The sequence below is a fragment of the Corynebacterium tuberculostearicum genome, from assembly GCF_016894265.1.
Classification (GTDB): Bacteria; Actinomycetota; Actinomycetes; order Mycobacteriales; family Mycobacteriaceae; genus Corynebacterium; species Corynebacterium tuberculostearicum_D.
Genome location: NZ_CP069791.1, coordinates 349,988 through 362,565, shown reverse-complemented (window position 1 = coordinate 362,565; position 12,578 = coordinate 349,988). Strand labels below are relative to the sequence as shown.

Annotated in this window: 14 protein-coding genes; 9 read left to right on the top strand and 5 right to left on the bottom strand. The window is 61.9% G+C overall.

The window, feature by feature from the left end; translation table 11 throughout:
• The gene (locus I6J28_RS01865; protein ID WP_204610439.1) at positions 1-2,514 is read right to left on the bottom strand and encodes a transglycosylase domain-containing protein; all 2,514 of its coding nucleotides are present in this window, start codon (positions 2,512-2,514) and stop codon (positions 1-3) included.
• Between the two features lie 144 nt (positions 2,515-2,658).
• Here I6J28_RS01865 and I6J28_RS01860 point away from each other — a divergent pair, with 144 nt between their 5' ends.
• The 4 genes from I6J28_RS01860 to I6J28_RS01845 are packed head-to-tail and all read left to right on the top strand — an operon-like array spanning position 2,659 to position 4,479.
• Positions 2,659-2,982, top strand: a complete 324-nt coding sequence (locus I6J28_RS01860) for a WhiB family transcriptional regulator (RefSeq protein ID WP_005323132.1) — start codon at positions 2,659-2,661, stop codon at positions 2,980-2,982.
• A 45-nt stretch (positions 2,983-3,027) separates the two neighbouring features.
• Positions 3,028-3,186: a DUF4177 domain-containing protein gene (locus I6J28_RS01855; RefSeq protein ID WP_005323131.1), complete on the top strand. Its 159-nt coding sequence runs from the start codon at positions 3,028-3,030 to the stop codon at positions 3,184-3,186.
• Complete coding sequence (locus tag I6J28_RS01850; protein ID WP_204610437.1) at positions 3,187-3,645, top strand: RidA family protein; 459 nt, start codon at positions 3,187-3,189, stop codon at positions 3,643-3,645.
• Positions 3,646-3,663: 18 nt separating this feature from the next.
• Entirely contained in the window at positions 3,664-4,479 is an 816-nt protein-coding gene (locus I6J28_RS01845; RefSeq protein WP_204610435.1) for an MBL fold metallo-hydrolase, read from the top strand.
• Positions 4,480-4,700: 221 nt separating this feature from the next.
• On the opposite strand, the gene glxR is transcribed toward I6J28_RS01845, so the two are convergent.
• Positions 4,701-5,384, bottom strand: a complete 684-nt coding sequence (gene glxR, locus I6J28_RS01840; protein ID WP_005323128.1) for a CRP-like cAMP-activated global transcriptional regulator GlxR — start codon at positions 5,382-5,384, stop codon at positions 4,701-4,703.
• Between the two features lie 340 nt (positions 5,385-5,724).
• Here glxR and nth point away from each other — a divergent pair, with 340 nt between their 5' ends.
• Genes nth through I6J28_RS01820 form a run of 4 tightly spaced genes read left to right on the top strand, consistent with a single transcriptional unit; the run spans position 5,725 to position 8,906 of the window.
• Positions 5,725-6,381 carry an endonuclease III gene (gene nth, locus I6J28_RS01835; protein ID WP_204610433.1) on the top strand — a complete coding sequence of 219 codons (657 nt, stop codon included), beginning with the start codon at positions 5,725-5,727 and terminating at the stop codon, positions 6,379-6,381.
• A gap of 9 nt (positions 6,382-6,390) precedes the next feature.
• Positions 6,391-6,954: a TlpA family protein disulfide reductase gene (locus I6J28_RS01830; RefSeq protein ID WP_204610432.1), complete on the top strand. Its 564-nt coding sequence runs from the start codon at positions 6,391-6,393 to the stop codon at positions 6,952-6,954.
• The gene (locus tag I6J28_RS01825; RefSeq protein ID WP_204610431.1) at positions 6,951-7,652 is read left to right on the top strand and encodes an NUDIX hydrolase; all 702 of its coding nucleotides are present in this window, start codon (positions 6,951-6,953) and stop codon (positions 7,650-7,652) included. Before I6J28_RS01830 ends, I6J28_RS01825 begins: the two co-directional genes overlap by 4 nt.
• 57 nt (positions 7,653-7,709) lie before the next feature.
• Complete coding sequence (locus I6J28_RS01820; RefSeq protein WP_204610430.1) at positions 7,710-8,906, top strand: MarP family serine protease; 1,197 nt, start codon at positions 7,710-7,712, stop codon at positions 8,904-8,906.
• Here I6J28_RS01820 and I6J28_RS01815 read toward each other — a convergent pair.
• Together I6J28_RS01815 and I6J28_RS01810 are read right to left on the bottom strand one after the other, a co-directional pair.
• Positions 8,903-9,817: an alpha/beta fold hydrolase gene (locus tag I6J28_RS01815; protein WP_204610429.1), complete on the bottom strand. Its 915-nt coding sequence runs from the start codon at positions 9,815-9,817 to the stop codon at positions 8,903-8,905. The two genes, I6J28_RS01820 and I6J28_RS01815, sit on opposite strands and share 4 nt — an antisense overlap.
• A gap of 121 nt (positions 9,818-9,938) precedes the next feature.
• On the bottom strand, positions 9,939-10,442 hold the full coding sequence (locus tag I6J28_RS01810; protein ID WP_410493207.1) for a phage holin family protein: 504 nt from the start codon (positions 10,440-10,442) through the stop codon (positions 9,939-9,941).
• Positions 10,443-10,550: 108 nt separating this feature from the next.
• Here I6J28_RS01810 and I6J28_RS01805 point away from each other — a divergent pair, with 108 nt between their 5' ends.
• Positions 10,551-11,267, top strand: coding sequence for an oxidoreductase (locus I6J28_RS01805; protein ID WP_204610428.1), 717 nt, complete (start codon positions 10,551-10,553; stop codon positions 11,265-11,267).
• Here I6J28_RS01805 and I6J28_RS01800 read toward each other — a convergent pair.
• A complete protein-coding gene (locus I6J28_RS01800) occupies positions 11,264-12,145 on the bottom strand; it encodes an HAD family hydrolase (RefSeq protein WP_204610427.1) in 882 nt (293 codons plus the stop codon). The two genes, I6J28_RS01805 and I6J28_RS01800, sit on opposite strands and share 4 nt — an antisense overlap.
• Positions 12,146-12,578 lie beyond the last annotated feature (433 nt).

Here is a 12,578-nt window from a genome sequence, read left to right as displayed (position 1 = left end):
TTAGCGGCCAAGGAGGCTGCGGACATCGTTAGCAAAGCTATCGATGTCCTCTTGGCGGATGCCAAAGTCTTCCGGCGAGAACCCGCCGCCGGTATCGGTACCGCCACCACCGTTACCCGTTCTGCCGCCTGTGTCGCCAGTCGAGCGGCCCGGGCTCGTAGCACCGTCGGCATTACCGCCGCCGGTGCTATTTTGTGCGCCGGTGGAGTCGGCGTCGGCCACGCCGGAGGAAGGGGATTGGGAGGCCCCGGCGCCGTCGGAAAGCTGCAGCGTAATCTCCGCGCCCTTCTTCTTGCCGTCCTTGCCGGTAATCGCGCGAACCACGCGGCCATAAGGAACATTGCCGCCGATAACCCGGGAGGTCTTGACCACGTAGCCCTTGGACTCCAAGGTCTGGCGGGCCTCGGCCTCGGACTTGCCGCGCAGGCTATCAAGGGTCTTATCGGCCGTGGTGCCGTTGTCGTACTTCTTGTTGTAATTCGGCAGCCCGGCCTTGGTGGCTATCGGCAGCTGCGTAGCCATGCTGAAGAAGGTCTGCGCCGGCTCCAAGCCGCCGTAGAGGTTGCCCCAACCCGCGCACTGGCGCACCGGGCCGGTACACAGCGGGACGGTGGAGGTGCCATCGTTATAGATATACGGCGCGGCGGAAATGCCCTCGTTGAATCCCAAAAATGCGGAGGACTGGTTGGACTCGGTGGTACCGGTCTTGGCCGCGATAGGGCTGGAGTAACCGGCCGCCTGGGCGGCATTCTTGGCCGTGCCTTGCTTGGCGTCCTCGGACAGGGCGTTGCTCATCGCACGGGCAACACCCTTATCAACGGCCTGCTCACACGGGGTTTCCTTGAGATAGACCTCGTTGCCTTCCTTATCCGTGACCTGGGAGATGGGGTTGGGCTCGCACCACCTGCCATCCGCGGCCAGCGTGGCGCCGACATTGGAAAGCTCCAGCGGGTTGACCTGGTCCGGGCCCAAGGTGAAGGAGCCGGAGTTGGCGTCCTTGGTGTGCTGGGCAATCGAGGTGTCTTTATCAAAGCTGCCCTTGTCATCGTAGGAGCGCAGGCCCAAACGCACGGCCATATCGACGATGGGTGCTACGCCTACCTGCTCCGTGAGCTTGATAAACGGCGTATTGGGGGAGTGCGCCAGCGCTTCCTGCAGCGTCATCGTGGCCTTATAGGCACCAGCGTTTTCCACGCAGTAGCGGTCCGCCGGGCAGCCGTCGGCGCCGCCGTGGCCTAGGCCCTCCGCTTCGTAGCGGGTCGGCACATCCACGGTGTTTTTGATGCCATAGCCCGCTTCGAGCGCGGCCGCGGCGGTAAAGACCTTGAAGACGGAACCTGCACCGTTGCCCACCAAGGAGTAGGGCTGCGGCAGGATGGTCTCATTTTTATCCAGGTCCAGGCCGTAATCGCGCGAGGAGACCATGGCTAGCACCTTGCGGTCCGACCTGCCGGGCTTGATGACGTTCATGACTTCAGCCACGCCTTGGGCATCCGGGTTGGTATGGTTTTGGACGGACTCGAGGGCCTTATCCTGCACCGTTGGGTCCAGCGTGGTTTTGATGGTGTAGCCGCCGCGCGCTAGCTGCTCCTCGCTAATGCCCTTCTTATCCAGGTATTTCAGTACATAATCACAGAAGAAACCGCGGTCGCCGGCGCCGATGCAGCCATTGGCCAGCGTTTTGGGCTTCTTGCCGACGCCCAGCTTCTCCCCCTTATATTTATCCGCTTCCTGTTGCTTGATATGGCCGTTATCCGCCATGGATTGCAGGACTAGGTTGCGCCGGTCGGTTACTTCTTCAGCGTTGGTATAGGGATTGAGGCGCTCAGAGGATTGGACCATGCCGGCCAGCATCGCTGCCTGCGGCACCGTGAGGTCAGAAGCGTGCGTGCCGAAGTAAGTGCGGGCCGCCGCTTCGACGCCATAGGCATGGTTACCAAAAGATACCAGGTTGAGATAGTTGGTGAGGATGTCATCCTTATCCAATTCCGCATCCATCTTGGTGGCCATGCGCATCTCGCGCAGCTTGCGGGCCACGGATTGCTCGGTGGCCGCGGCGCGTTCTTCATCGGTGGTGGCAGAGACCAGCAATAGGTAGTTCTTGACGTACTGCTGATCGATGGTGGAGGCGCCCTGGGAGACGCCGCCCGAGGTTAGGTTGGTCCACAGTGCGCGGAAATTGCCCTGGAAGTCCACGCCCTCGTGATCATAAAAGCGCTCGTCCTCAATGGAGACGATGGCGTTTTTCATGGCCTTAGAAATCTTCTTGCTCTCCACCGGGTGGCGGCGCTGGCTGAAGACATAGGCCATGTCTTTGCCCTTGGCGTCTTTGATCGTGGTGACGCCTGGGATATTGCCGGCAGTCAGATCTTGCAGGTCAGATTGCATGGTTTCGTTAGTGCGGGCAATCGCCACGCCGGAAATGCCCGCGAAGGGGGCAAGAGCCAGGGCGATGAGCGCGCCTACCAAGACCGTAGACAGGGCTATCTTGGCCAAAGATTTGATGACAGTCACGCCCCATACCCTACGTGGTCGCCCTTGGTAGGTGGAAGATCACTCGCACCCCCTAAAGTGTGACGTGTTAGACAATCTTCTACCTGGATGAATAGACTCAGATGCGTTACATAGTATTCCGTCTGGGAAGGAGCACACTCACCCATGACCGTTCGTGTGAAGACTGCTGGAATGTCTAATACAGCCCGAAATCCCGAGCGTGGTGAGTGGGTCACCCAGGCCAAATGCCGCAAGGGCGACCCAGATGCCCTCTTCGTTCGCGGTGCGGAACAGCGCAAGGCGGCCGTCATTTGCCGCCACTGCCCGGTACTGACCGAATGCCGCGCTGACGCCCTGGATAATCGCGTCGAGTTCGGTGTGTGGGGCGGGCTGACCGAGCGCCAGCGCCGAGCTCTGCTGCGCAAGAACCCCCACATCACGGATTGGGCCCACTACTTGGCTCAGGGTGGCGAGCTCGTCGGGATTTAAGAATTTAGACGGCGTGGGGCGTATTTAATAGTTAGAATGGGCCCCATGACTAAATGGGAATACGCAACCGCACCTGTCCTTACCCACGCCACCAAGCAGATCCTCGATTCTTGGGGTGAAGATGGCTGGGAACTGGTCACCGTCACCCCGGGTCCTAACCCGGAAAACGTCGTGGCCTACTTCAAGCGCGAGGTGGCAGAGTAAATGGGCTTTCATGCTCGCTTGCGGGAGCTGGGGTATGAGCTACCGGGCGTCGCCAAGCCGCTAGCGTCCTATGTGCCGGCCGTACGCGTGGGTGATCAGGTCTGGACTTCTGGCCAGCTTCCCCTCGTGGAGGGCGCCTTGCCGCTAACCGGCAAGGTTGGCGCCGAAGTCACCACGGAACAGGCCCAGGAACAGGCACGCATCGCGGCGCTCAATGCGCTCGCTGCTATCGATGCCGAAGTTGGTCTGGACAATGTCTCCCGCGTGGTAAAAATCGTGGGGTTTGTGGCCTCCGATCCGGCCTATGCCGACCAACCGGTAGTTATCAATGGCGCCTCCGATTTCATCGGTGAGGTCTTTGGGGATGCTGGAACGCATGCTCGCTCTGCCGTGGGCGTAGCCGCGTTGCCTAAAAACGCCCCGGTAGAGATCGAACTAATCGTAGAAATTGCTGCTTGATCGGATAGGCTAGTAACTATGGAGCACCCCGCATATAGTCAATTGCGTCCCGTCAGCCAATCCGTTGGCGTAGTCCTTTGTGATAACCCCAGCTACACCGCCCTTGAGGGCACGAATACCTGGATTATTCGCGCCGCCGAAGACTCTCGGGCGATTGTCGTGGATCCCGGTCCCGAGGATGAAGGCCATCTCAACGTTGTGCACCGCAACGCAGGTGAGGTGGCTTTGATTTTGATTACCCACCGCCACGATGACCACGCTTCGGGCGCACAACGCTTGCGGCAGATGACCGGCGCCCCCATCCGCGCCTTCGATCCGAGCTACTGCAATGGTGCCGAGGCCCTTCAGGACGGCGAGCACATCTCCCTCGATGGCATCACCCCAAGTCTCGAGGTCGTGCACACCCCAGGCCATACCGCGGATTCCACCTGCTTTTTTGTGTGGAGCGGTGAGGTAGGAAATTCCCGCCTCGAAGGCATTATCTCCGGTGACACCATCGCCGGCCGCCACACCGTTCTGCTTTCGGAGACGGACGGTAACTTGGCTGATTACCTGCAGACCCTCGACACCTTGGAAGAGCGCGGCAAGGATATTGCGCTGTTCCCAGGACACGGTCCGGACTTGGATGACACCTCGCAGGTGGCCCGCAAGTACATTGACCGCCGCCACTACCGCCTTGACCAGATTAAGGAGATCCGCTCCCGCCTAGGCGATGATGTGGATTTGAATACCCTGGTCAACGAGATGTATGACGACGTGGACCCGGTGCTGCGCCACGCTGCGGAGCAGTCCACGCGCACCGCGCTGAAGTACTTGGACGGCGAGGCTAAATAAGCCTGTCTCCGTTCGCCCCTCTTCCTCTTTGGTGGGGAGAGGGGCTTAACTGTGTTTGTGGGCTGAGGCAGGAGGAGCGCAGGGCCGACGTATGGCCGCGGTGGGGCCCGCAGGCGGTGCGGAGTGGAGCGTACCGTGGCCACAAGTGCGGTGCGGAACTGGTTAAAAGGGGGTAAAACCAGCGAAACCCCGCCGGAGCGGGGTAGCGAACTGGCGCGGTCTTAGCGAGCGCGGCGGGCGAGGTGCTCGGTATCGACGATGAGCACGGACTTGCCTTCGAGGCGGATCCAACCGCGGTGCGCGAAGGTGGCCAGCGCCTTGTTGACGGTCTCACGGGAAGCGCCCACCAGCTGGGCAATCTCTTCCTGGGTGAGGTCGTGGTTCACGCGCAGGGCGCTGCCTTCCTGAACACCGAAACGGTTAGCCAGCTGCAGCAAGGTCTTTGCCACGCGGCCCGGAACGTCGGTGAAGATGAGGTCAGCCAAGTTGGCGTTGGTGCGGCGCAGGCGGCGAGCCAGCACGCGCAGCAGCTGCTGGGCGATTTCGGGGTGGTCACCAACCCACTTCTTGAGCAGCTCGGAGTTCATGGTGGCGGCCTGAACCTCGGTCACACACACTGCGGAGGAGGTGCGCGGGCCCGGATCGAAGATGGACAGCTCGCCAAACATATCGGATGGGCCCATGACCGTCAGCAGGTTTTCGCGGCCGTCCGGGGCGTGGCGGGCGAGCTTAATCTTGCCCGAGGTGATGATGTACAAGCGGTCACCGGGCTCGCCTTCGTCGAAGATGGTGGTTCCGCGCGGGTAGCGCACGGTCTCCATCTGCTCGATAAGGTGCTGCACTGCAACGGGATCAACGCCTTGGAAGATTCCGGCGCGGGAGAGGATGTCCTGTACGCCTTCCACGTTTTACTCCTTGGATGTCGACTACGAAAGTCCATAGATGAGCCTGTGCCACATCTGGGTGCGGTCTTTCATGCACTCGACAATGCGGAACAAGCGGGGTCACTGTGTAACGCGTTTCATCTTACAGTGTAATTGGTCACTTTTGGTACTTCACAGAAATTTTGTCACACTATAGAAACTCTACTCGTGCTAGTGCACGGTTCAGGCCAGCAGTTTTGCGGCCTAGTCAGCAAAAACGACTGCCTCGAGCTTTTCCATCAGGAGGGCGAAAAGGGCGATGGCAAGTGGTACCAGAATCACGAGTGAAATCATGTTTTCCTAGTCTACTAAGCTAAACCCCATGAATTCAGCACTGTCAGCGGCCAGCGCGCCGGAGCTACGCGCACCGGAAGTAAATCGGCGTTTGGCGCAGGAATATCCGGATGCACGGTGTGCCTTGGATTATGGCTCCCCGCTGCAGCTGCTCATTGCCACCGTTCTTTCCGCACAATGCACGGATGAACGCGTGAATTCGGTGACCCCTGAACTCTTTGCCCGCTACCCCGAGGCGGCAGATTATGCGGCTGCGCAGCGTTCGGACTTGGAGAGCATCCTGCGGCCGTTGGGCTTTCAGCGCGCCAAGGCGGGTCACCTTTTGGGCATCGGGGAGAAGCTGGTGGCAGATTTTCAAGGCGAGGTCCCGCGCACGGTCAAGGAACTGACCAGCTTGCCCGGTGTTGGTCGCAAGACCGCACTGGTGGTGCTCGGAAATGCCTTCGGGATTCCTGGGCTGACCGTGGATACGCACTTTAGCCGCCTCATGCAGCGGCTCGGGCTGACGGGGGAGAAGACCCCGGTCAAGATTGAGCGGGACATCGCTAAGCTCGTGTCGGAGGAAGAGTGGACGATGTTTTCGCACCGCGTCATCTTCCACGGGCGTCAGGTCTGCCATGCGCGCACGCCGGAGTGCGAAGCATGTGTTCTGCGGGATATGTGTCCAGCCGCTCGTGGGCGCTAGGCTAACGGTATGAAGAACTACGTCCTTGGCACGGTGATTGCCGCGATCCTCATCACCGTCATTGCGGTAGCTGGGGTCTCGCAGTTGCGGGGTGGGGACGGATCCGAGGAGGCGTCGCCAAGCGAGGCTTCCCCGCAAGAAGTCCCGCAGCGCCCAGACTGCCCGGCCGGCACTGTGGCTGGGGTAGAGCTGGAGTGCCTAGGCGGTGCGGCCGCCGGAAAGCCGGCCGATGAGGGCGTATCCGTGGTTAACGTGTGGGCGTGGTGGTGCGAGCCGTGCCGCGCGGAGCTTCCCTATCTGCAGGATGTGGCGGAAGCGCACCCGGACTGGCAGGTCGTAGGCGTGCACGCGGATAAGAACGCGGGAAATGGTGCGGCCTTCTTGAATGACCTGGGCGTGGAGCTGCCGAGCTTCCAGGATTCGGATAATAAGTTCGCCGGTGAGCTGGGCCTGCCGGGCGTGGTGCCGGTGACGGTGGTGCTCAAGGACGGTGAGGTGCGCAAGCAATTTGCGCAGCCGTTTAGCTCCGTAGCGGAGATTGAAAAGGCCGTGGAGGAGGCGATTGCGGCATGAGCCAACTCCTTCCCGAGCGCACGCCAGAATGGCTCAAGCCGGCGCTGGGGGTAGACCCCAGCCAGGTGCAAGAGCTCATTGGCAACCGCCAGGCTTCGTCCCTCAATGGCACCAATGTGCAGGTGCCGGTCAAGCGGGAAGCGGCCGTGCTCATGCTGCTGAGCGGTGAGAGCGCGGAGGAGGCCAGCATCTTGCTCACCCATCGATCGCCGTCCATGCGCTCGCACTCGGGCCAGATTGCCTTTCCCGGGGGCCGCCGAGATCCCGCCGATACCTCCCTGGTGGATACCGCGCTGCGGGAAGCCTGGGAGGAAACGGACCTGCAGCGCAACTCCGTGACCCCGCTGGAGCAGTGGGAGCAGCTGCATATCCGCGCCACCGGCAATCCGGTGAGCCCCATTTTGGCGCATTGGACCCAGCCGGGGGAGGTCTATCCCGCCAGCCCCGATGAAACCGATGACGTGTTTCTCGTGCCTATCCGGGAGTTGGCCGATCCGCGCAACCGCTTCATGGTGGGCTTTAGAAAGTGGCAAGGACCAGCATTTCACGCCAATGGTTACGTCATTTGGGGTTTTACCGCCGGCGTGCTCTCGGCAATATTGCAGCACGCTGGGTGGAGCGTTCCATGGGATAACAATTCAGTCATGGACCTGCGTGACTCCCTCACAAACTCCCGCAATAATGAGAAGATGTCCTAACCGCTGGTGCCGCGGTACGCATACGTCTTAAACCCCAGATAGAAAGAACCCATAGCCATGACTCCTGCGCTCATCGTTGACGGCCTGATTGTGGTCGCCGTCCTCATTGCGCTCCTGAGTGGGTGGCGCAATGGCGCCCTCGCGGCGGTATTGGCCTCCATTGGTGTGGGCGCTGGGGTAGTGCTAGGCATTGCCGTGGCCCCGGCCGCCCTGCGCTTGGTGGATCAGCCCTCGCTGCGCTTGCTGCTGTTAGTGGGAATCCTGGTGCTTTTTGTGGGCGTCGGGCAGCTTATCGGATCCTCGTTGGGTGGCAGCGTGCGCGATCGCATGAAGGCGCGCAAGACGCAGCGTCTTGATTCCGCCGTGGGTGCGGTTTTTCAAGCCTTTGCCGCCTTGGTGGTTATTTGGCTCATTTCTATCCCCGTGGCCACCAACTTAGGTGGGGTGGCCGGCCAGGGCCTGCGCGATTCCCGCATCTTGGGCAAGCTCAACTCGGCCGCACCGGCGCAGGTAGCGTCGCTGCCCAATGGGGTGGCGGCGATGCTCAACGAGTCCGGCCTGCCGCCGCTAGTCTCGCCGTGGCAAAACTCGATTAGCACCGAGGAAGTAGAAGAGCCGGACCCAGACGTGCAGGATCCGGAGATGGTGCGGCGCATGCGGCCGTCTATCATTCACGTGCTTGGCGACGCCGAAGAGTGCTCCCGCCGCCTCATGGGTTCCGGCTTCGTGGCGGCCGATGACTACGTGATCACCAATGCTCACGTAGTGGCCGGCACGCAGACCGTGCGCTTGGATACCAAGGTGGGCCTCAAGGACGCGACCGTGGTCTACTACAACCCGGATGTGGATGTGGCGGTGCTGCACTCGCGCGACCTGGGCATCGATCCACTGCCATGGGCCCAGGCCCCGGCCCAGACGGGCGATGATGCCATGGTTATGGGCTTCCCGCACTCCGGGCCTTTCGACGCCGAGATGGCGCGCGTGCGCGATCGCATCACCATTTCCGGCCCGGATATCTACTCGCATGGTCGCGTGGAACGCGATTCCTACACCGTGCGCGGCAAGATCCAACAGGGAAATTCCGGCGGGCCGCTGGTCAACACGGCCGGCGAGGTCCTCGGCGTGGTCTTCGGCGCCTCGGTGGATGATTCCGAGACGGGCTATGCCTTAACCGCCGATGAGGTCAACGCCCAGATCGGGGAGATCACGCGGCTTACCCACCCGGTAGATACCGGCGAGTGCGTGGCGCACTAGCTATGTTCTTGTAGCCACGCCGCCAGCGTGGCAACGAAATCCGCTGGTACTTCCAGGTGCGGAAGGTTCTTCGCGCCGGGGACGGTCGTGGCGGTAAATCCGCGGCGGGCGCGCAGGGCGGCGCGGCGGACCACGGGGTTCCACAGTCGCTGCTGGGCGTGGATGAAAAGTACGGGACGCTCTACTGCCAGTTCCACCCAGGTCAAGGGAACCACGGCGGTGCGCATGCGGTGGTTCCACAGGATTCCACGGCGGACGCTGCCGATGCGGGAGGCGCGCAGGCGGAGATCGAGGATGCGGTCTAGGGTGGCGTCGGCAAGCAAAGGCCCCGTATCCAGCTCCAGCTCTTTGCGGTAGGCGCGCGGGCTAAGCAGTAGGTTCTGGGCGCGGGTAACGCGCGGCAGGCGGCACAGCAGCGAGCGCAGGTTAATCCAGCCAAAATCCCACGGCCGGGCGGCAATCGCGCGGCGCAGATCTACCGGGTGGGCGGCGGAAATGGAGGCCAGGCCGCGCACCCGCTCAGGGCGTTCTGCGGCCAAACACCATGCCACCGCGCCACCCGTATCGGCGCCCACCACAAAGGCATCGTCATGGCCCAAGGCCTGAATGAGCCCGCTAATATCGCCCACCAAGGTGCGGATATCCTGCCCCGCATCAATGGGCGGCTTATCGGACATACCAAAGCCTCGCATATCCACGGCCGCGACGTGGAAGCCGCGTTGGGCAAGCGGCGCTATGACGTCCTGATAATCGAACCACCCGCCAAAAGCGCCGTGGATGAGCACCACGAGTGGCTGCGTGCTATCGCCTGCCGTGGCGACGTGGAGGCGGATGCCGCGGGTGTGGACGAACTCATGCGCATAAGGTCCATCCAGCTCCACCGTTGAGGGAGGCAGGGGTGCGAAGGCCATGGTGCCGCCTTTCTATAGTTGGGGCAGAAACGGTAGAGAAAAGGGGGAGGAAGTACACAAAATCCGCCCCAGGCTAGCTAGGGCGGATAGAGGGGTGCACGTACGCGTGGCGCCTGCCGGTTTAGGTGTAGAGGCCGTGGGTGTTCTTACGGTCCAGGGACTTCTGCGCCTTGCCCGGAACCAGGTTCTTGAGCTCCTTGGTGGAGTCAATGGTCTTTTGCGGGGCCTTGACCTGCTTGACATTTTTCAGACCAACGAAGGCCAGGATGCCGGCGAGGACGATCATGATCAGGAAGACGATCAGGAACGCTGCCCAGCGGTCCAGCCAGATGGCGAGGAGCTCAGCCAGGAAGAAGAAAAAGAAGAAGGAGCTATACAGTGCGATGGTGCCTGCGCCGCCGAAGAGGCCTGCACCGATGCCGCCCTTCTTAGCAGACTCTGCCAGCTCGGTCTTGGCTAGCTCCACCTCGGAGCGTACGAGCTGGGACATCTGCTCGGTGGCGTTGGAGACCAGCTGGCCTACCGAGGTCTCGGACGAGGACGTATCCACGTCACTCAAAGGGATCGAGTTCACCTTCGGTGCAAATTGATCAGTACCGTCGGTAAAAAGTCCGTCGTTGCTCACGATTAATTCTCCTCGCGTTTATCTAAACCTTGTAATGTCCCCAATAATAATGGAATCACTATTATCCCATGGTGCCACGCATACTTAGGGACTTCCACGGCTATCCTAATGGATATGTCAGAAAATGACGCGTTATCCCCGCTGTTTCGCCTGCCGGGGGTGAAAGAAAGTGCAGAAAAGGCCGCCGCTGCCATTGCTCGTGCACACCGCCGACCTGCAGGATTGCGCAAGTTTGAGGTTATCTCTGCGGAGTCCCTTATGCGCGGCGCCCGTGCCAGCGTGGCGCTGGACGGCCACGCCATCCCCCCACATCCGGGACCAGAAGATATGGAAGAAGGGCCGCTGGCCAGCGCAGTCAGCGCCTATTCCGTGGCCGCCCCGGAACTCTTAGAAGCCACGGTGCGCTCCTTTGCTAGGGCACCGCTGCAGGTACTGGCGCGCATTGACGTCGCGGCCGGCGGTACCGGCATTCCGGCCGGCGAGAGTGCGCGCTTGCAAGGGCTGGGCCGGCTCATCGCGCAGGGTGGCGGCCCTGCCTTCGATCTCTTGCTGCCGAGCGTGGTCCATGCCGAGATTGCCGCCGGCGAGTTCTTCGGCCCTCGCAGTGGCCTCGTCGCCCGCGTTGCCTCCCGCCTAGCCGCGGTGCATACGGGCTTTGACCCGCGCGGTTTCGCCGTGCCCGAGGTCTACTACACCCGTCACCGCGCCGAGTATGCCGCCGCGGTGGGCAATTACCGCACCGCGCTTGCCGACGCCCTCTTAACCCACCTCGCCGCCTGGACCGCCGGCGGCAAAGAAGCCGACGCGATTGCCCGCGCGGCCTAGGAGGCGCGCCGTGGGCCCCGCTTGGGCGGGCCGGGGCGGCCCGGGTGCTGGGCGAGCCACAGGCCAGCGCCGATAACTGCCGCGGTACCTGCCAGAACGGAGGCGCCGATTCCAATTTCTTTGGCGGTCGGTGCAGGCAGGAGCGGCTCTGGGTCCTTAAAGGAGCGGATCTCCCATTGGTGGGTGAGAGCGTGGCGCTTTAGTTGCTTGTCTGGGTTGACGGCGACGGGGTGGCCTACCTTTTCCAGCATCGGGATATCGGTAGCGGAATCCGAGTAGGCGTAGCTGGCATTAAGGTCGAGGTTTTCTGCCGCTGCGGTCCGCTCCAGGGCCTCTGCCTTATTGGGGCCCTTGCAGTAAAAGAGCACCTCCCCGGTAAAACGGCCGTTTTCTTCTGCCAATTCGGTGGCGATGACGTGCTCGACGCCGAGTTCCTCTGCGATGATGTCCACCAGTACGGCCGCGGAGGCAGAGACGATGACCACGTGGTGGCCAGCGGCGCGGTGGGCGCGGATGAGTTCGCGGGCCTCGGCATAAATGGAGGGTGTGACCACGTGATGCATGGTGTCGCGGGCGATGGCGCGCACCTCGTCCACGGACCACCCGGTGACCAGTGCGGTGAGTTGGTCGCGGGTGGAATCCATGCCTTCGCTGGTCAGGCCGGAAAACATATAGCTGGCCTTAGCAAGTGAGAGCTGCAGTGCTTCGGCCGGCGAGATGAGCCCGTTGTGGAGGAACTCGCGACCAAACGCATAGGCCGAGGAGGTGGCGATGATGGTCTTATCGAGATCGAAAAACGCCGCGGTGCGTGCGGGGTCGCCGCCGGTGCGGGTTGCGCTGGCGGGGCGGGGATGACGGGGCTCGCGGGAAGTAGGCATGATGTGCTGCCGAGTGTAGCCGCCCTCAGCGCTTGCTGGTGTAGAAGTGGCTGGCGTTAACGGTGATTTGTATGTCACTAATGTGGGATTGGGAACCCGCGTGGGGGTGGCGCTGAGTGAACATGCATTCGGTGCAGGTCAGCGCCGTGACCGTGGAAATCTGCTGTTAGCTGTTGTGATTGGGTGGCGAACATGTCATAATAATGCGTGCAAGGCCCCGATATACTGTGCGGCCTGCCCCGGCTCACCCCCCGAGGCCGGGTTACTGACGGCCCGCGCGCACACCCCCCGATGCGCGGGCCGTCACCTATATCTACCGCCGTGCGGAGCGGGTTATCCACAGATTTTTGGTTGAAACGACAACCAAACTAGGTCCACATGGTGACGTCTGGCGGGTTATCCACAACGCTGCTGCCAGAGCCTCGCTGCGGTT